Raw genomic sequence first — 18,033 nt, 5'->3', positions numbered from 1 at the left:
CGATGACCCGGGAAGCAGCCCTGGCGGCGATCGCCTCCCGGGACTGCGGGCATCGAGCGACGTTGGTTATTGTCCGATGGGCGTGGTCAGCTCCGTTTCGGCGGTATCGACGACAAACACCGCCAGCAGCCGTGCAGGCTCCGTATCGCTGGCATTCGCGCTTACCTGGTGATGCGAGCCCGGTTCTTCGTAGAAGTTCTCGCCGGCTCTGTAGACCTTTTCCGGCGAGCCGTTGACGCTGCTGCGGATCGCGCCCTCAAGCACGGTTGCATAGATGAAGGCGGATTTCGGATGGGTGTGGGCCGGCGACGCGCCGCCCGGCCCGTATTCGACGAGAACGCCCTTCATGCTCTTGCCGGGGACGTTGGGAAGCGCGTGGTCGAAGACGACGGTTACCTTGCCCGCCGGGCTGTCGGCGGCCGAAGCTGCGGTGATCGAAAGCGCTGCGAAGGCAGCGGCCGAGAGAAATCGTGCAAGCATGGCATTTCTCCTTCGAGGATAACTGTCAAAAGGTCAGGGCCGAGCGGGCCGCATTCGTCTTGGCGGCCCGCCGGAGGTTCAGTGGGCGGCTTGCCGGGCGAGCCAATCCTCGAACCGGATTGCGCCGATGCGTGCATTGCTGCCGGGGGTCAGCGATTGATCGTCGAGGACGGAGCCGAAGTAGCGCGCGTGCACGTCCGGTACGACCTTGCGCGCGTCCCTGGTTGCCTTGAGGAAGCGCCTGACCCCCTCGTCGAGCGGGATCGCCTCCGGACCGGCCACTTCAACGGTGCCCTTGACCGGCGGCGCAAGCGCGACATCGGTGAGCGCCGCCGCGACATCGTCGGAGGCCATGGGCTGGAACAGCGCCGGCGACAGGCGAATCTCGTCACCGACCGTGCCCGCCTGGGCAATGCCGCCGACGAACTCGAAGAACTGCGTGGCGCGCAGGATGGTGTAGGGAATGCCGGACGCCTTGATGAGGTTTTCCTGCGCGACCTTCGCCCGGAAATAGCCGTTGTCGGGAAGCCGTTCGCTGCCGACGATCGAGAGGGCCACATGGTGGCGGACGCCGGCGGCAGCTTCCGCGGCCAGGAGGTTGCGGCCTGACGTCTCGAAGAATTCGAGGACTGCCTTGTCTTCCCAAACCGGCGCGTTGGCGACGTCGACGACGATCTCCGCCCCGTCCAGCGCTTCGGCCAGGCCCTCGCGGGTGATGGTGTTGACGCCGGTGTTGGGGGCGGCTGCGAGCACCTCATGGCCGCGCTCCGTCAAGTTCTTCACGAGTTTCGATCCGATGAGGCCGGTGCCTCCGATGACGACGATCTTCATGGCTCTCTCCGTTTCTGCCGACCGCATCTTTGCCGTCGATCCGGGGGGGAGAGTGCCTGCAAGCTTGCCGGGAGTCCTTGCCGCGGGCTTGAATTGACCTTGAGGAAAGCTTGGTTATCCGTCCAAGCGGGTTGTCGGTCATCTTGCGGCAGAGGTGCGAGCGCGTTACGGCGAGCCGTGCTATCAATGGACAGAAGTGTCGCCGCTGCTCCGGCTGGCAAGCCGAGCCGCTCGGTCGAGGGATGCCGACGTGCAATTCGTGTTTGGAGACTACGTGCTCGACCCCGAGCGCCGGGAGCTTACCCTGCGCTCGGAAGTGGTGACCGTCGGGCCGCAGGTCTTCGACCTGCTGCTGCATCTCGTCAGGAACCGCGACCGCGTCGTCAGCAAGGACGATCTGCTTCAGGCGGTATGGAGCGGCCGGATCGTCTCGGAATCGACGATCACCAGCCACATCAACGCGGTGCGCAAGGCAATCGGCGACAACGGTGAAGAGCAGCGCCTGGTCCGCACCGTCGCCCGCAAGGGCTTCCGCTTCATAGGGGTGATCGAGACCGGCGAGATCGCAAAACCGAGCCACCCCGACGGACCGGGCATCGTCGGACACTCGCCAAGCGAAACGGGGGAGCCTCCTTCCGCGCTCGTCCTCCCGGACAAGCCCTCGATCACCGTCCTGCCCTTCCAGAATCTCAGCGGCGACCCGGAGCAGGACTATTTCGCCGACGGCGTGGTGGAGGACATCATAGCCGCCCTGTCGCGCATCCGCTGGCTGTTCGTCATCGCGCGCAATTCGAGCTTCACCTACAAGGGCCGGACGGTGGATACGAGAGACGTCGGCGAAGAGCTTGGCGTGCGCTACGTGCTCGAAGGCAGCGTGCGCAAATCCGGCAACAAGGTGCGCATCACCGGGCAGCTCATCGACGCCACGAGCGGGACGCATCTCTGGGCGGAGCGCTTCGAAGGCACGCTCGACGACATCTTCGAATTGCAGGATCAGATAGCCGAAAGCGTCGTCGGGGCGATCGCGCCGCAGCTCGAACGGGCGGAGATCGAGCGCGCCAAGCGCAAGCCGACGGAAAGCCTGGACGCCTATGACTATTACCTGCGCGGCATGGCGAAGCTGCACAGCGGAACCCGGGAGGCCATCGAGGCGGCGCTACCCTTGTTCTACAAGGCGGCCGAGCTTGATGCGGAATTCGCGTCCGCCTACAGCATGGCCGCCTGGTGCCATTTCTGGCGAAAGTTGAACGGTTGGATGATCGATCCTCCGGGCGAGATCGCCGAGGGCGCCCGCCTAGCGCGGCTCGCCGTCCAACTCGGCCGCGACGATGCGGTGGCGTTGACGAGAGGCGGACATGCGCTCGCCCATCTCACCGGCGACCTCGACGGCGGTATCGCGCTCATCGACCGGGCCGTCCTGCTCAATCCCAATCTCGCTCCCGCCTGGTATCTCGGCGGTGCGCTCCGCGCGCTTCGCGGCGAAACGGACGCTGCAACAGAACACTTGACGCATGCCGTTCGCCTCAGTCCGCTGGATCCGGAAATGTTCCGCATGCAGGTCGGCATGGCGCTGGCAAATTTCTTCGCCGGGCGCTTCGATCCCGCCTCGGCCTGGGCAGAAAAGGCGCTCGGGAACCTGCCCAGCTTGCTTCCGGCAGCCGCCCTGGCGGCGGCAAGCCATGCGCTCGCCGGGCGCATCGACGAAGCAGGGCATGCGATGCAGCGCCTGCGCACGCTCGATCCGTCCTTGCGCCTCTCCAACCTCAAGGACTGGCTCCCGATCCATCGACCCGAAGATCTGGCGCGGTTCGCGGATGGGCTGCGGCTGGCCGGTCTGCCCGAGTGAGCTCGACGAGCCGAAGCGAATGGCCGCCTGTTTTCAGGCAGCCTGATGAGGTTACGCGGCCCGTGCCGCGCCGGCCGGCTGCTCGACGAATGCGATCAGGTCTCTGATGGTGATCAGCGGAAGCCGGTGCGTTTCAGCGAACACCACGAGCTCCGGAAGCCGGGCCATCGTTCCGTCGTCATTGGCAACTTCGCAAATGACACCCGATGCGGACTTGCCGGCAAGGCGTGCCAGTTCCACCGCCGCCTCCGTGTGTCCGGGCCGTCCGCGCACGCCGTTCGGATGCGCCCGCAGGGGGAAGACATGCCCCGGCCGGGCGAAGTCCGCCGGACGCGCGTCGGGATCCATCAGCGCCTGGACGGTCGCGGCGCGATCGGCTGCGGAAATGCCGGTGGTGGTCGCGGGCAGGTAATCGACGGAGACCGTGAATGCGGTCTTATGGAGCTCGGTGTTCTGCGGAACCATGAGCGGGATATCGAGCGCATCGAGACGCTCTCCTTCCATCGCGACGCAGATCAGCCCGCGGGCGTGCTTCATCATGAAAGCGATCGTTTCGGGCGTCACCGCGTCCGAGGCGACGATGATGTCGCCCTCATTCTCCCGGTCCTCGTCGTCAACGACGACGACCATGCCGCCCAGCGCCAGGGCCACGACTGCGTCTTCAATTTTCGAGATTGCCATTCCATTGCCTTTCAAGGGTAGCCAGCTTCGGCATCAAACTGCGGCGTTTCGGCCGCTATTCATCCCTTGGGCGAACAAGTCCGCGCCGCTCGACAAGGAGCGGTTTGCTGACATTGTCCTCTTCCATCCGGACTGTAACCGTCGGCCCCGGCCTCTCACCGGGTCTGCTGACCTTCCGCATCGGCGGGAGCGCTCGCGGGCTCCCGGATCGCTCCGGATACCGCCGGTGGGGATTTTCACCCCGCCCTGAGAACAAGCGTAGATAAGGAATTTCACCGGCAAAAAGCAAGAGGCCAGCTCAGGCTGGCCCCGTGATATTTACCAGCAGCAGAAGCCGCCATCGACCAGGAGGTCGACGCCGGTCACGAAGCTTGCCGCATTCGAAAGAAGGAAGACGGCAGGCCCGACCATCTCGTCCACCGTCGCCATGCGCTGCATCGGGGTCTGCTCCTCGAACAGCTTGGTCTGATGCACCATTTCCGGCCGGGTGTTCATCGGTGTGGCCGTGTAGCCGGGACTGATCGTGTTGACGCGGACGCCGCGGCCCACCCATTCCATCGCCATCGACTTCGTCATATGAATGACGCCGGCCTTCGAGGCATTGTAGTGGCACTGGCTGAGGCCGCGGTTGACGATCACGCCGGACATCGAGGCGATGTTGACGATCGAGCCGCGGCCGTTCTTCAGCATGGCGCGGGCTTCCGCCTGGCAGGACAGGAAAACGCCCTTCAGGTTGATGTCCATCATCGTCTGGAATTGGCTTTCCTCCATCTCCTCGGCCGGATTGGCATTGGCGATGCCGGCCGCGTTCACGGCAAGGGCAAGCGGGCCGAGTTCCGCTTCGGTGCGGGCGACCGCCTCGTTGAGCGCCGCGCCATTGGTCACGTCGGCGGCGATGCGGATGCTGCGGCGCCCGGTGCCGGCGATGAATTCCGCGGTCTTCGCCAGTCCATCGTCGGTGCGGCGATCGAGCAGCGCAACGTCGGCGCCGCACTGCGCCAGCCCCATGGCGATGCGTTGCCCGATGCCGCTGCCCGCCCCCGTCACGAAGGCGACGTTGCCGGAGAGATCGAACAGTTTCGGCGCGTTGAGCGTGATTTCAGACATGAATTTCTTCCTTGTTCAAATCGTCGCGAGTTCCATGACCGAGACGTCGTTTGCGTCCTCGCGATCAAGGATGCCGGTCTGTCTGCCCTGGGCCATGACCATGATCCGGTTGGAGACGCCGAGCACCTCCTCGAGATCGGAACTGACCACGATCACCGCGACCCCCTGGCGGGCGAGATCCATGATGAGGTCGTAGATCGACGAGCGGGCGCCGACGTCGATGCCGCGCGTCGGTTCGTCGAGCACAACGACCTGCGGCTTTCGCGCCAGCCACTTGGCGAGCACCACCTTCTGCTGGTTGCCGCCGGAAAGCTCGCCGGCGTTCTGGTGGCCGCGGCCTTTCACGCCGAACCTCCTGATGCACTCGTCGGCGAACTGTTGCAGACGCCGGGAGGAAACCCAGCCGTTGCGGGCAATTGCGCCGAGATTGGCATAGCCGATGTTCTCCGCGATCGAATGATCGAGCACGACACCTTGGAGCTTGCGGTCCTCCGGCACGAGAACCATCCCGCTGCGAATCGCGTCGATTGGCGAGCGCGGCGTGACGGCATTGCCATTCAACAGAATCTCGCCACCGGAAATCGGATCGGCGCCGGTGATGGCGCGCACGAGTTCGGTGCGGCCGGCGCCCATCAGGCCGGCGATGCCGAAGACCTCGCCCTTCCGGACTGAAAAGCTGATATTGCGGAATGCATTCGTCGGCGAGGTGAGATCGCGGACCTCAAGCGTCACCTCTTCCCGAGGCGCTGGCAGGGCCGGGAACATGCGCTCGAGCGAGCGCCCGACCATGGCCTCGACGATGGTGCGGATCGGCACGTCGCCGCTGTCGAATTCCTTGACCTTGGCGCCATCGCGCATGACGACGACGCGGTCGGCGATCTGGCGGATTTCCTCGAGACGGTGCGAGATGTAGATGATGCCCACCCCGTCCGCCTTCAGCCGTTCGATCTGCTGGAAGAGGAGTTGGGTTTCCTCGCCGCCGAGCGCCGCGGTCGGCTCGTCCAGGATCAGCAGGCGGGCATTGAGCGTCAGCGCCTTGGCGATTTCGATGAGCTGCTGCTTGCCGGTCGAGAGCCCTTCGACGAGGCGGTCGGGCGATATGTCTAGACCCAGCCGCTTGAGGCCGCTGCGCGCCCGTTCCTCCATCGCCCTGCGGTCGACCCGGCCCGCCTTCATCGGATAGCGACCGACAAAGACATTCTCGGCGATCGAGAGCTTCGGGAGCAGTTTCAGCTCCTGATGGATCATGCCGACCCCCTCGTCCATCGCGGCACGGGGATTGGCGGGCGCATAGACTGCCCCAAGCCAGGTCATTTCCCCGGCGGACGGCTGCACGGTGCCGGAAATGATGTTCGACAGGGTCGATTTCCCGGCACCGTTTTCGCCAAGCAGCGCCACGACCTCACCCGGATAGATGTCGAGGTCGACACCGTGCAGGACCCTGATCGGTCCGTAGGACTTCTGGATCCCACGGAGCGAGAGGATGGGAGACTGGGTGGTCATGGCGCTGCCTTTCGGGCATCGAGACAATTTATGGATGGCTCTTCACGAACTCCGGAGCATTCTCGCAGGTCGTCAGCACGGCATTCGGAGTCTGGCGCTCTTCGACCTTCTGGCCGGCGGCCACGGCAAGTGCCGATTCAACCGCGAGGACGCCCATCTTCTGGGTGCTCTGCGTCGCCGTGGCGACGAACGGCCCCTTGCACTTGGCGAGATATTCGAGCGCCGAAAAGTCGCCGTCATAGCCGCCGATGATCACCTTGTCAGAGAGGTTGGCAACGTCTACGGCTTTCGCCGCACCCATCGCCAGACCGTCCGCCTGGCCGAAGATGATCTTGAGGTCAGGGTTTGCCTGCAGCATGTTCTGGGCGATCGAGAAGCCTTCGTCCGCGGACCACATGTTGCTCCATTGCTGGGCGACGAGTTCCACGCCCGGAGCCTCGTCGATGGCGCGCTTGCAGCCCGTGAAGCGATCGACTTCCGGCGTCGTGCCCTTCTGGCCATGGATGATCGCCATCTTGCCCGAGCCGCCGGCCTTTTCGATGATGTGCTTGCAGACGGCATAGGCGGATTCGACGCTTTCGCCGGCGATGAAGGTATCGCCCGGCGCGCCATCCGGAACACGGTCGACGTTGATCACCGGAATGCCGGCTTCACGGGCAAGGCGGGTCGGCACGGCGGCCGCGGCTGCACCGGCCGGAATATAGATGAACGCGTTGATGTCCTGCGTCATAAGGTCCTGGACCTGGTTGACCTGGGTGGCGGTATCGTTCTTCGCGTCGACCACCACGACGTCGATACCCTTTTCCTTCGCGTATTTTTCGACGCCGAGCTTGATCTGGTTGAAGAAGTCCGCCTGAAGGTTCGGCACGGCGAGGCCGATCTTCTTGACTTCCGCGGCCGATGCACCGAGCGGGGACATCAGGACCGCAGCGGTGGTTGCCGCCAGCAGCAGGTTGGACAGTTTCATGGGGTTCTCCTCCGAGTTGCTCTGTGGATTTCCTGACTTCACAGGATTCCACCTCCCTTTTGCCGGCCCGCACCATTGCTGACCGTTTTCGCTTCCCCGCAGGCATTTCCGCAAGCGGGGTGAACAGTGGCTATTTCCGCTTGCGATAAGTCTCGGCGGTGACGGCCAGCACGATGACGCCGCCGATGATCACCTGCTGCATGAACGGCGATACGCTCAGCAGGTTGAGGCCGTTGCGCAGGATTCCGATGATCAGCACGCCGATTATGGTGCCGCCGATGCCGCCCGTTCCGCCGGAGAGCGACGTGCCGCCGATGACGACTGCCGCAATGGCGTCGAGCTCGTAGGAGACACCGGACGAGGGCTGGACCGAGTCGAGCCGCGCCGCCAGCACCATGCCCGACAATCCCGCCAGGAAGCTGCAGACCACATAGACAAGCACGGTCGCCCGCTGGACGTTGATGCCGGCAAGCCGCGCCACCTCTGCGTTGCCGCCGATGGCGTAGAGGACGCGCCCGCCATGGCGATAGCGCTGGTAAAGGAGGCCGACGACGAAGACCACCAGCATGACCGCGACCGTCAATGTCAGGAAGCCGCCGAAGCGCACGATGGCCATGATGTTGAACCAAGTCGGAAAACCGATGATCTGCTGGCCGTCGGTGATCATGTTGGCCAGGCCGCGGGCGATCGACATCATGGCAAGCGTCGCGATGAATGCCGGCACGTTGAAGCGCGTTATGAGAAGCCCGGCGATCAGGCCGTTCAGCGAGGCGACCAGCAGGGCGAGCGGAATGGCGATCCACATCGGCACGCCGGCAACGACGTTCAGATAGCCAAGCACCATCATTGCCAGCGCCATGACAGAACCGACGGCGAGGTCGATGCCGCCGATCAGGATGACCATCGTCATGCCGACGGCCATGATGCCGAGCACCGTGATCTGATCGAGCACGTTCAGGAAGTTCCTGATCGAAAGGAACTTGTCGCTGGCGAAGGTGAGAAACAGGCACAGGACGATGAGGCCGATCAGCGGACCTGTGGCCCCTCGCATCGACGCAAAAATCCCGCCCGCGAACCCTTGCCGCTCCGTCGCTGTCGCAAGCATGGCGCCCTCCTCTCGCTACCCGGCTTCCTCACGTGTATCTAGGCATAATTATTCATTGCTGTGTGTAAATTCGTACATGATCGGTCTGCGTCCTGTCAACCTCGTTCTGCATAGCTTTTCCTGCGTCTGGCCCTTGACATGCGGGGGTAGCGTGCAATTATATATATGATTGTATATTTATTCAGCGCGAGGAATACATGCAGCCGAACGATCTCGACCGCATCGCTCGACAGATCCGACTTCGCGATCTGCAGGCGGTTTTCGAAGCTGGCGCCGGCCATATCGGCGGGGAAATGTCCGCTATCGACATTCTGACGGCGCTCTATTTCCGCGTGCTGCGCGTCTGGCCCGACCAGCCGAAGCATCCGGGCCGCGACCGTTTCGTGCTGTCCAAAGGCCATGTGGCGCTCGCCCTCTATGTGACGCTCGCCAAGCGCGGCTTCCTGCCCGAAGAAGAGATCGGCACCTTCCTGAAGTCGCATTCACGGCTGAACGGGCACCCGAACTGCACCAAGGTCCCGGGCGTCGAGACCAATACCGGGCCGCTCGGCCACGGCCTGCCGGTCGCCGTCGGCATGGCCAAGGCCGCCAAGCTGACCGGCGCCGAGTATCACACCTATGTCCTGACCGGCGATGGCGAGATGCAGGAGGGATCGAACTGGGAGGCGATCGCCGCCGCGGCGCAGTTCGGCCTCGACAATCTGACGCTGATCATCGACCACAACCGCTTCCAGCAGGGCGCCACGCTGAAGGAGACCAACAATCTCGCCCCCTTCCCCGCCAAGCTCGAAGCCTTCAGCTGGGACGTCACCGAGATCAACGGCAACGCCATGGACGAAATCGTTCCGGCACTGGAGCGCCGCGGCAACCGGCCGCACGCAATCGTCGCCCATACCAACAAGGGCCACGGCATTTCCTTCATGCAGGACAAGGTCGACTGGCACCATAAGGTGCCGAATGCCGAGCAATATCGGGTCGCCCTGGCCGAGCTTTCGGAGACCCTGTGATGAAAGACGTGATCACCTCTCCCAAACTGCACGATTGCCGTGACGCCTTCGTTGCGGTGCTGGAGCGCCTCGGCGCGGACAACCCCAAGCTCGTGGCGGTCTGCAACGACTCCGTCGGCTCGTCGAAGCTCAACGGGTTCAAGTCCAAATGGCCGGAACGGCTGGTCAATGTCGGCATTGCCGAGCAGAACATGGTGGGCGTGGGCGCCGGTCTTGCCAATGGCGGTCTGCTGCCCTTCGTCTGCGGCGCCTCCTGCTTCCTGACCGGCCGGTCGCTGGAGCAAATCAAGGCCGACATCGCCTATTCCAACGCCAATGTGAAGCTCATCGGCATTTCCTCCGGCATGGCCTATGGCGAGCTTGGGCCCACGCACCATTCGATCGAGGACTTCGCCTGGACGCGGGTGCTGCCCAACTTGCCGGTGATTGCGCCCTGTGACTCGATCGAAACCGCCGCGGCGGTGGAATGGGCGGCCCATTACAAGGGGCCGGTGTTCCTTCGCCTGTCGCGCGTCGGGGTTCCGGACCTGCTGCCGGCCGGACACAGATTTGAGCTTGGAAAGGCCAACCTGCTGCGTGACGGCGACGCCATCACGCTGATCGCCAACGGCACGCTGACCCACCGCATGCTGAAGGCGGCCGACCTCCTCGCCGAACGGGGGATCGAGGCCCGGGTGCTGAACATGGCGACGGTCCGCCCGATCGACGTCGAGGCCGTGGTGGCCGCCGCCCGCGAAACCGGGGCGATCCTGACCGCGGAAGAGCATTCCACCTTCGGGGGCCTCGGCTCGGCCATCGCCGAAGTCGTCGTGGCCGAAGCTCCCGTGCCGATGAGGATCCTCGGCGTTCCGGGCATCTTCGCCCCGACCGGCTCGGCCGAGTTCCTGCTCGACGAATTCGGCATGTCGCCTGCCGCCATCACTGAGGCGGCCATCGCTTTGATTGCACGGAAGTCTTCCCGCGTTTGATACTGCGCGTCTAGAGTCCGTGCCGGGCGCGGCAAACCCTCCCCATCGCCGCGCCCCCAATTCACGCCTGCCGGAGTTGCCATGACGACCGCCATCCTCGCCATCGACCAGGGCACCACGAATTCCAAGGCCGTGCTTGTCTCCACGGCCGGCGAAATCCTGTCGCGCGGCTCGTCTCTGGTCGGCATCGAACATCCGCAGCCCGGCTGGGTGGAGCAGAGCCCAATGCGCATCTGGGAATCGGTCAAGGAGGCGATTGCCGCCTGCCTGCAGACCGGTCCTGACGTCGACATCCTCGGTATCGCGATTTCCAACCAGCGCGAGTCCGTCACCATCTGGGATGCAGCAACGGGCAGGCCGCTCGGGCCGGTGGTGAGCTGGCAGTGCCGCCGCAGCGCACCGGCCTGCGCCGAATTGGTCGCAGCCGGCCACGCGCCCCGCGTGCAGGCGCTCACCGGCCTGCCCATCGACCCGATGTTCCCCGGCCCGAAGATGAAGTGGCTGCTGGACCGCGTGTCTGCAGGACACGAAGTGCGGCTCGGGACGATCGACGCCTGGCTGATCCATTGCTTCACCGATGGCGCGGTCCATGCCTGCGACGCTTCGAATGCCGCCCGCAGTCAGCTTTACGACCTCAACCGGCAGGCCTGGAGCGACGAGCTCTGCGAACTGTTCGGCGTGCCGAAATCCGCCTTGCCCGAAGTGCGAGACAGCGCGTCGCGCTTCGGCGTGACCCAAAACGTGCCGGGCCTCAGGGACGGCATCCCGATCGCCGCGGCGATCGGCGACAGCCATGCGGCGCTCTTCGGACACGGCGCCTTCAATCCCGGCGACGGCAAGGTGACCTTCGGAACCGGCTCGTCCGTGATGACGACGCTGCCCCGCTTCATCGCGCCCGAGCAGGGCATCACGACGACGATCGCCTGGTCGATCGACGGCCAGCCGACCTATGCCTTCGAGGGCAATATTCTCGTCTCAGCCGCAGCGCTGCCGTGGATGGTCGAGATGCTCGGCCTGCCCGACGTTCAGGCCCTGACCGACCTTGCCGCAACCGCCGAGCCACGCGGACCCGGCTTCGTGCCGGCCTTTGTAGGCCTCGGCGCGCCCTACTGGCAGTCCGATGCGCGGGCGCTGTTTTCCGGCATTACCTTCAACACCACACGCGCCCAGATGGCCCGCGCAGTGACCGATTCGATGGCCTTTCAGGTCCATGACGTCTTCAAGGCCATGTCAGCGCAGTCGCCGACACCGCTCGGCCGCCTCTATGCGGATGGTGGGCCGAGCAAGAACACCTTTTTGATGCAGTGCGTCGCCGACACGCTGAACCACGCCGTCACCCAATGCGACGCGCCGGAGGCCTCCGCCCTCGGCGCCGCCTATCTGGCGGGGCTTTCGCTGGGCGTCTGGCCCGATCTTGCCGCCATTACCGCCCTGCCACGTGGCGGTGATCCCATCTCGCCGCGTGTTTCCGACGCCACAGATCGCCTCCGGGTTTGGCAGGACGCAATCTACCGCTCGACCGTTCCGGGCCCTTCCACTATGAGTGAATAAAAATTCACGCCTGGAGGATTCCATGGGACGGCTCAACGAGCTGCGACTGATCGCCCGAGTTGCTCAGATGTATCATATCGAAGGCAAGCGGCAGGCAGAGATCGCCGAGGTCATGCGCATGTCGCAGGCGACCGTGTCGCGCATGCTGAAGCGGGCCGAGCAGGAAGACATCGTCCGGACCACGGTTATTCCGCCGCCGGGCACCTTCGCCGATCTCGAAACCGCGCTGCGCGACCGCTACGGCCTGACGGAGGCGATCGTCATCGACTGTTCCGAGGACAGGGACGGCGCGATCATGGCGCGCATCGGCGAGGCGGCCGCCCATTTCTTCGAGGTCACCCTGCAGCAGGACGAGATCATCGGCGTCTCGAGCTGGAGCCAGACGATCCTGCGCATGGTGGACAACATCCACCCGCTCAAGACCGCCAAGGCCAAATACATCGTGCAGATCCTTGGTGGCATGGGGGACGCGTCGGTCCAAACCCACGCCACGCAGCTGACGGCGCGCCTCGCGCGGCTCACCGGCGGCGAGCCGCGGCTGCTTCTCGTCCAGGGCATCACCTCGTCGCGCGAGGCAAAGCTCGTCATGCTCGCCGATCCGGTCGTGCGCGAGACGATGGACCTCTTCGGCCGCCTCAGCCTGGCGATCGTCGGCATCGGTGCGGTGGAGCCGTCCGAGCTCCTCGCCCGCTCCGGTAACACCTTCTCCCGCCAGGAAATGGCGATGCTGCACGAGGCCGGCGCCGTCGGCGAGATCTCCTACCGGTTCTACGACAGGGAGGGAAAGCCGGTCGAAACGCCGCTCAATGACCGCGTCATCGGCATTTCGCTTGAAGACCTCAGGAAAGCCGACCGCGTCATGGCGCTGGCAGGCGGAGAATCGAAAACGCAGGCCATCGCCGGCGCCCTAAAACTCGGCGTCATCGATGTGCTTGTAACCGACAAGTTCACTGCGGCTCGGCTCACGGCCTGATCCTATCCGAGATCAGCCTTTGGCAGCTCGCGCATTATGGAGGAAAGACCATGAGACGTTTTGCGGGCCAGACGGTTTTCGTCACCGGAGGCAACAAGGGGATCGGCCGCGGCATCGCCAAGCGCTTTGCCGATGAGGGGGCCAAAATCGCCATCGCCGCGATCGAGAAGGACATGGCCGTGGCCGCCGAGGCGCTCGCCGAGGAAACCGGCGCAGAGGTGATCGGCATCGTACTGGACGTGACCGACGCCCGCGCCGTCCAGGACGCCTACGCGGCGGCCGAAGCGAAGCTCGGCGCCATTTCCGTATCGGTGCAGAATGCGGGCGTCATCACCATCGCCAAGGTCGAGGACCTGACCGAACGCGAATGGGACCTGAACCTCGACGTAAACACCAAGGGCGTCTTCCTGTGCTGCCAGGAGGCGATCCGCCGCTTCCGCGCCAGCGGCACCAAGGGTCGCCTGATCAACACAGCCTCCGGCCAGGCGCGGCAGGGCTTCATCTACACCCCGCATTACGCCGCCTCGAAATTCGGCGTCGTCGGCCTGACGCAGAGCCTTGCCAAGGAACTCGCCCGCGAAGGCATTACCGTGAACGCCATCTGCCCCGGCATCATCCACACGGAGATGTGGGACTACAATGACAGGGTCTGGGGCCAGATGCTCGGCGAATACGGCCCGGGCGAACTCATGGCCGAATGGGTCGAGGGCATTCCCATGGGCCGGGCGGGAACGCCTGCCGAAGTCGGCGCCCTCGTTGCCTTCCTGGCTTCTGAGGATGCGGCTTACATCACCGGACAGACGATCAACGTCGACGGCGGATTGATCATGTCGTGATGGTTGGCTTGGAGAAGCCCATTTGGCATCAGCGGCCGCCGCGTGATCTCGCTCGGCGACCCCTCTACCTGTCCGTTTTACCGAATGTTGTGTCGGGTGACTCCACCTAAATGCACAATGCTAAGCGACCGCCTGTGCACCGGTGATCTCGACGAGCGAACCGCACATGAAGGCGGCTTCGTCGGAGGCAAGGAAGGCGACAGGGCGGCGACCTCCTTCGGCTTTCCGATCCGGCCGAAGGGAACAAGCTTGTCGAGATCGGCGATCGTCCGTCCCGACCGCTTCACCCCCCGCCTCCAGCATCGGCGTATGGATTTCGCCGGGGCAGACGGCGTTGACGCGTATCTTGTGTGGCGCGTAGTCGCGGGCGAGGTTCTGGGTGAAGGCGGCGACCGCAGCCTTGGAGGTGTTATAGGCGATGTGGTTCGGCGCCGGATGGAGACCCCATTGCGAGGCGGTGTTGACGATGACGCCGCCGCCCGCCTCGATCATGTGCGGGATCGCAGCGCGGCAAAGATAGAACATTGAATCGAGATTGACCGCGAAGCTCGCGTGCCATTCGTCGTCGCTCAGCGACAGGAGGTTGCCCCGCCGGTTGATTCCTGCATTGTTGACGAGAATGTCGATGCGCTTCTTCTGGTCAAATGCTTCGGCAATCAGAGCGCAGCACGGTTCCCGCTGAGAAATGTCGGCGGCGATCGCAATGGCAGAACCCCCGGCTGTCACGATCTCGGCCGCAACGGCGCCTGCCGCGTCGCCGTTCACGTCTGAGATGACGACCAGCGCCCCCTCCTCCGCGAGCCGCCGCGCTATGCCCGAACCGATGCCGCGGCCTCCGCCGGTAACGACCGCAACCTGGCCTTCGAATCTTTGCATCTCTCGCTCCTCAAGTCCTATCGAATGTAACTGCCGCCATTGACGTCGAGCGTCGCGCCGTTCAGCGACCGCTGCGACGGCCTGAGCGCGAAGGCGACGAGTTCGGCGATTTCGGCGGCCTCAGCCATCTCGCCGATCGGTATGTCGGCGACGGCGGCCTGCTTGCCAAACTTCGCGATGAAGTCCTCGGCCATCTCCGTCCGCACCCAGTCGGGCGCGATCGCCAGCGCCACGACGCCGTCGGCACCGAAGCTGCGGGCGATCGATTTCGTGAGATTGACGAGCGCCGCCTTCGTTGCGCCCTAGGGCATGGCATCGGCCGCATAGCCGCGCTGGCCGGCGCGGCTCGCCATGTTGACGATCCGGCCGCCGCCCTGCGCCTTGAAATGCGTAAGCGCCTGCTTGCAGAGATCGGCGGCGGCGAAGAAGTTCACCTGAAACTCCTTCTGCCAGGCTTGCCGCCACGCGTCGGGCTCGGCGTCGATCGTAATCTCGGTGCGGATCCCGGCATTGTTGACGAGCGCATGGATACGGCCCGCCGCTTCTTCTGCCCGGCGCCAGAGGTCGAATGCCCCATAGGCCGCTGAACGATCCACCCCTCGCCGGAAATACGCGCCAGCAGCGCTTCCGCTCCCGCTCGGTCGCGGCCGTAGTGGATGATCGAACGGGCGCCCTCTTCCGCCAGGCGCTCGACGATGGCCGCGCCGATGCCGCCGGAAGCGCCGGTGACGAGGACGGTCTGGCCCGATAGGGACTGGATGGACATTGTAGCCTCCTCAACCGAGCTGATCGACCTGCGGACCCCAGCTGTCGGAGAGCGCAAAGCCGCTCCTGAATGGATCCTCGTCCGAAATGCGGAGCTGTTCGCGGCCGTAGATCCAGCCGCGTCCGGTGATCCGCGGCAGCACGGCGGGACGTCCGCCGACCTCGGTGATCCCGATTGCTTCCGCCACGAACTCGCCGCCGATGATGGACCGTGAAGTCCGCCGCTCCCCCACCGCGACCTCGCCGCGCGCGTAAAGTGTCGCAAGGTTCGCCGAACTGCCGGTGCCGCAGGGGGAGCGATCGACGCGGCCCGGCTTCAGCGTCGTGCAGGTGCGCACCGCACCGTCCGGCTCGCGCCCGCGAAACATCACATAGGCAATCTCGTCGACGCCGGTGAGCGTCGGATGCTTCAACGCCACCTGCTCGGAGATCAGCGATTTCAGCTCGATCCCCGCTTCGGCGAGATAGCGCGCATTGGCCGGCGCAATCGCGCTTCCGACCTGATCGACATCGACGATCGCGTAATAGACGCCGCCGAAGGCGATATCGACGTTGATGCGGCCCCAGCGCGGCGCCTCGATCTCCCGATCCAGCGCCTCGGCGAAACTCGGCACGTTATCAAGGCTGACCGACAGGCAGCGACCTTCGCGGCAGGTGGCGCGGGCGACGATCAGCCCGACGGGCGTGTCGAGGCGGACGATCGTTTCCGGCTCCCGCATCGCGACCTGCCCGCTTTCAAGCAGGGCGGTGACGACGCAGATGCAGTTGCTGCCGGACATCGGATGGGCGCGGTCCGCCTGCAGCACGATGAAGCCCGCATCCGCATCGGGCCGCGTCGGTGTGACGAGCAGGTTGACCGACATGGCGACGCTGGCGCGCGGTTCGAAGGTGACGAATCGGCGAAGGCTCTCGTCGACCCGGTTGATGTGGTTCATCTTGTCGAGCAGGGTCGCGCCGGGAATTTCCGGCGCGCCGCCGACAATCACCTTGCCGATCTCGCCCTGGCAATGGACCTCGAGCAAATCAAGCGAGCGATCCCAGGCCATCATTTGATGTACCAGCCCCACTTCTCGCCGGCGGCAAAGCGGGTGATCTGCTTCGTCTCAAGATAGTTTTCAAGACCCCAGCGGCCGAGTTCGCGACCGATGCCCGACTCCTTGTAGCCGCCCCAGGGCGCCTCGGTGAAGGTCGGTTGCGAGCAGTTGATCCAGACGATGCCGGCACGGAAGGCGCTCGCGACGCGCTCGGCGCGGACGTCATCCTTCGACCGCGGCGAGACCGAAGCGGGAATCATTGGCAAGCTCGATCGCTTCCTCTTCGGTCGCGAACGGCTTAATGCAGACGACCGGCCCAAAAATCTCCTCACGCCAGGCGTCGCTCTCCAGCGGCACGTCGGTCAGCACCGTCGGCTCGAGATAATAGCCCGTGTCGCAACCTTCCGGCCGCTTGCCGCCGCAGGCGACCATCGCACCGGCGGCCTTCGCCGCCTCGATCGCCGCGACGACCTGCTCGTGCTGGCGCTTGGAGACCAGCGGCCCGAGCAGCACGCCGTCCTCGATACCGTCGCCGATCTTCTGCGTTTCCTCGACAAGCCGCGCCAGCAGCTGATCGTAAATGCCCTCCTGCACGAGGACGCGCGACGTCGCGGAGCAGACCTGCCCTTGGTTCCAGAAGATGCCGAACATGATCCATTCGACCGCCTCGTCGATATCGGCATCGTCGAAGACCACGAAGGGCGACTTGCCGCCGAGTTCGAGGCTGACGCGCTTGATGTCGCGGGCGGCGGCCGCCATGATCTTCCAACCGACCGGCCCGGAGCCGGTAAAGGCAAGCTTGTCGACTTGCCTGTGGTCGATGATCGCCTGTCCGGCGATCGAGCCGGAGCCGGTGACGATGTTGAGGACGCCCGGCGGCAGCCCGACTTCGTCGGCGATCGCGGCCAGTTCGAGCGCCGTCAGCGAGGTGACCTCCGCCGGCTTCAGCACCACCGTGCAGCCGGCGGCAAGCGCTGGCGCGACCTTCCAGGCGGCCATCAGCAGCGGGTAGTTCCAGGGAATGATCGCGCCGGCGACGCCGATCGGCTCCTTGACCGCCTTGGAGGTGAACCGGGCGTCGGAAAGCGCGATCGGCTCCTCCGGATTGTTGTCGAGCTGTTCGGCGAGCCCGGCATAGAAGTCGAAGCAGCCGGCCGCGTCGGCGATATCCCAATCGGCTTCGGGAAACGGCTTGCCGTTGTCGATCACCTCGAGCCGGGGAATTTCCGCCTGCCGGGTGCGGATGCCCGCGACGATGGCGCGCAGGTATTTTGCCCTTTGTGCGCCCGAAAGCTTCGGCCAGCCGTCCTGGTCGAAGGCGCGGCGAGCCGCCTTCACCGCGAGATCAACGTCTTCCGCCGTTGCCGCGGCGATCTGGTGGATCACTTCCTCCGTCGCCGGGTTGACGACGTCGAACGTCCTGCCGTTCGCGGCGGCCGTCCATTTTCCATCGATATAGAGTTCGCTGCGCATTGTTCGCTCCATTGTTTCCCGCGCTCGCCG

Annotated in this window: 15 protein-coding genes, 2 pseudogenes and 1 riboswitch; of the genes and pseudogenes, 6 read left to right on the top strand and 11 right to left on the bottom strand. The window is 64.8% G+C overall.

Translation table 11 applies throughout. The annotated features are described in order from the left end of the window. Positions 1-66 precede the first annotated feature (66 nt). Both NXT3_RS25455 and NXT3_RS25450 read right to left on the bottom strand, forming a co-directional pair. The gene (locus tag NXT3_RS25455) at positions 67-480 is read right to left on the bottom strand and encodes a cupin domain-containing protein (RefSeq protein WP_104840919.1); all 414 of its coding nucleotides are present in this window, start codon (positions 478-480) and stop codon (positions 67-69) included. A gap of 78 nt (positions 481-558) precedes the next feature. Continuing rightward, the gene (locus NXT3_RS25450; RefSeq protein WP_104840918.1) at positions 559-1,311 is read right to left on the bottom strand and encodes an SDR family oxidoreductase; all 753 of its coding nucleotides are present in this window, start codon (positions 1,309-1,311) and stop codon (positions 559-561) included. 250 nt (positions 1,312-1,561) lie between these two features. Here NXT3_RS25450 and NXT3_RS25445 point away from each other — a divergent pair, with 250 nt between their 5' ends. Then, positions 1,562-3,157 (top strand): winged helix-turn-helix domain-containing tetratricopeptide repeat protein, encoded by a 1,596-nt coding sequence (locus tag NXT3_RS25445; protein WP_097540023.1) that lies wholly within the window; start codon positions 1,562-1,564, stop codon positions 3,155-3,157. A 51-nt stretch (positions 3,158-3,208) separates the two neighbouring features. On the opposite strand, the gene ribB is transcribed toward NXT3_RS25445, so the two are convergent. The 5 genes from ribB to NXT3_RS25420 form a co-directional block, all read right to left on the bottom strand. Next, a complete protein-coding gene (gene ribB / locus NXT3_RS25440; protein ID WP_104840917.1) occupies positions 3,209-3,838 on the bottom strand; it encodes a 3,4-dihydroxy-2-butanone-4-phosphate synthase in 630 nt (209 codons plus the stop codon). A 111-nt stretch (positions 3,839-3,949) separates the two neighbouring features. Then, a riboswitch (FMN riboswitch) is annotated at positions 3,950-4,096 on the bottom strand. A gap of 60 nt (positions 4,097-4,156) precedes the next feature. Then, entirely contained in the window at positions 4,157-4,945 is a 789-nt protein-coding gene (locus tag NXT3_RS25435; RefSeq protein WP_104840916.1) for an SDR family oxidoreductase, read from the bottom strand. 15 nt (positions 4,946-4,960) lie between these two features. Further along, complete coding sequence (locus NXT3_RS25430) at positions 4,961-6,448, bottom strand: sugar ABC transporter ATP-binding protein (RefSeq protein WP_097539951.1); 1,488 nt, start codon at positions 6,446-6,448, stop codon at positions 4,961-4,963. 28 nt (positions 6,449-6,476) lie between these two features. Next, positions 6,477-7,415, bottom strand: a complete 939-nt coding sequence (locus NXT3_RS25425) for a substrate-binding domain-containing protein (RefSeq protein ID WP_104840915.1) — start codon at positions 7,413-7,415, stop codon at positions 6,477-6,479. Between the two features lie 130 nt (positions 7,416-7,545). Continuing rightward, positions 7,546-8,520, bottom strand: a complete 975-nt coding sequence (locus NXT3_RS25420) for an ABC transporter permease (protein WP_097527500.1) — start codon at positions 8,518-8,520, stop codon at positions 7,546-7,548. A gap of 197 nt (positions 8,521-8,717) precedes the next feature. Here NXT3_RS25420 and NXT3_RS25415 point away from each other — a divergent pair, with 197 nt between their 5' ends. The 5 genes from NXT3_RS25415 to NXT3_RS25395 all read left to right on the top strand — a co-directional run bounded on the left by NXT3_RS25415 (position 8,718) and on the right by NXT3_RS25395 (position 13,855). Beyond that, positions 8,718-9,527, top strand: coding sequence for a transketolase (locus NXT3_RS25415; RefSeq protein WP_104840914.1), 810 nt, complete (start codon positions 8,718-8,720; stop codon positions 9,525-9,527). Further along, positions 9,527-10,495, top strand: coding sequence for a transketolase family protein (locus NXT3_RS25410; protein ID WP_104840913.1), 969 nt, complete (start codon positions 9,527-9,529; stop codon positions 10,493-10,495). The genes NXT3_RS25415 and NXT3_RS25410 overlap by 1 nt, the downstream gene beginning before the upstream one ends. 81 nt (positions 10,496-10,576) lie before the next feature. Beyond that, positions 10,577-12,046: an FGGY family carbohydrate kinase gene (locus NXT3_RS25405; protein WP_104840912.1), complete on the top strand. Its 1,470-nt coding sequence runs from the start codon at positions 10,577-10,579 to the stop codon at positions 12,044-12,046. A 22-nt stretch (positions 12,047-12,068) separates the two neighbouring features. Then, positions 12,069-13,019 (top strand): sugar-binding transcriptional regulator, encoded by a 951-nt coding sequence (locus NXT3_RS25400; protein WP_095678056.1) that lies wholly within the window; start codon positions 12,069-12,071, stop codon positions 13,017-13,019. A gap of 50 nt (positions 13,020-13,069) precedes the next feature. Continuing rightward, positions 13,070-13,855 carry an SDR family oxidoreductase gene (locus NXT3_RS25395; protein ID WP_097539958.1) on the top strand — a complete coding sequence of 262 codons (786 nt, stop codon included), beginning with the start codon at positions 13,070-13,072 and terminating at the stop codon, positions 13,853-13,855. A gap of 120 nt (positions 13,856-13,975) precedes the next feature. On the opposite strand, the gene NXT3_RS25390 is transcribed toward NXT3_RS25395, so the two are convergent. The 4 genes and pseudogenes from NXT3_RS25390 to NXT3_RS25375 all read right to left on the bottom strand — a co-directional run bounded on the left by NXT3_RS25390 (position 13,976) and on the right by NXT3_RS25375 (position 18,003). Further along, complete coding sequence (locus NXT3_RS25390) at positions 13,976-14,731, bottom strand: SDR family NAD(P)-dependent oxidoreductase (protein WP_234828246.1); 756 nt, start codon at positions 14,729-14,731, stop codon at positions 13,976-13,978. 17 nt (positions 14,732-14,748) lie between these two features. After that, positions 14,749-15,497: pseudogene (locus tag NXT3_RS25385) on the bottom strand (SDR family NAD(P)-dependent oxidoreductase). Between the two features lie 10 nt (positions 15,498-15,507). Continuing rightward, a complete protein-coding gene (locus NXT3_RS25380) occupies positions 15,508-16,542 on the bottom strand; it encodes a proline racemase family protein (protein ID WP_104841402.1) in 1,035 nt (344 codons plus the stop codon). Next, positions 16,542-18,003: pseudogene (locus NXT3_RS25375) on the bottom strand (aldehyde dehydrogenase family protein). Before NXT3_RS25375 ends, NXT3_RS25380 begins: the two are co-directional and overlap by 1 nt. Positions 18,004-18,033 lie beyond the last annotated feature (30 nt).

This window comes from Sinorhizobium fredii (assembly GCF_002944405.1).
In the GTDB taxonomy this organism is placed as follows: Bacteria; Pseudomonadota; Alphaproteobacteria; order Rhizobiales; family Rhizobiaceae; genus Sinorhizobium; species Sinorhizobium fredii_C.
The sequence above is the reverse complement of the archived record's forward strand: the minus strand, read 5'-3'. Positions and strand labels throughout refer to the sequence as shown.

Bases quoted from the DNA above. Each gene is read 5' to 3' on its own strand.
- NXT3_RS25395 (WP_097539958.1), top strand. From the start codon at position 13,070: ATGAGACGTTTTGCGGGCCAGACGGTTTTCGTCACCGGAGGCAACAAG.
- NXT3_RS25400 (WP_095678056.1), top strand. From the start codon at position 12,069: ATGGGACGGCTCAACGAGCTGCGACTGATCGCCCGAGTTGCTCAGATG.
- NXT3_RS25455 (WP_104840919.1), bottom strand. From the start codon at position 480: ATGCTTGCACGATTTCTCTCGGCCGCTGCCTTCGCAGCGCTTTCGATC.
- NXT3_RS25390 (WP_234828246.1), bottom strand. From the start codon at position 14,731: ATGCAAAGATTCGAAGGCCAGGTTGCGGTCGTTACCGGCGGAGGCCGC.
- NXT3_RS25450 (WP_104840918.1), bottom strand. From the start codon at position 1,311: ATGAAGATCGTCGTCATCGGAGGCACCGGCCTCATCGGATCGAAACTC.
- NXT3_RS25380 (WP_104841402.1), bottom strand. From the start codon at position 16,542: ATGGCCTGGGATCGCTCGCTTGATTTGCTCGAGGTCCATTGCCAGGGC.
- NXT3_RS25410 (WP_104840913.1), top strand. From the start codon at position 9,527: ATGAAAGACGTGATCACCTCTCCCAAACTGCACGATTGCCGTGACGCC.
- ribB (WP_104840917.1), bottom strand. From the start codon at position 3,838: ATGGCAATCTCGAAAATTGAAGACGCAGTCGTGGCCCTGGCGCTGGGC.
- NXT3_RS25420 (WP_097527500.1), bottom strand. From the start codon at position 8,520: ATGCTTGCGACAGCGACGGAGCGGCAAGGGTTCGCGGGCGGGATTTTT.
- NXT3_RS25430 (WP_097539951.1), bottom strand. From the start codon at position 6,448: ATGACCACCCAGTCTCCCATCCTCTCGCTCCGTGGGATCCAGAAGTCC.
- NXT3_RS25435 (WP_104840916.1), bottom strand. From the start codon at position 4,945: ATGTCTGAAATCACGCTCAACGCGCCGAAACTGTTCGATCTCTCCGGC.
- NXT3_RS25415 (WP_104840914.1), top strand. From the start codon at position 8,718: ATGCAGCCGAACGATCTCGACCGCATCGCTCGACAGATCCGACTTCGC.
- NXT3_RS25425 (WP_104840915.1), bottom strand. From the start codon at position 7,415: ATGAAACTGTCCAACCTGCTGCTGGCGGCAACCACCGCTGCGGTCCTG.
- NXT3_RS25405 (WP_104840912.1), top strand. From the start codon at position 10,577: ATGACGACCGCCATCCTCGCCATCGACCAGGGCACCACGAATTCCAAG.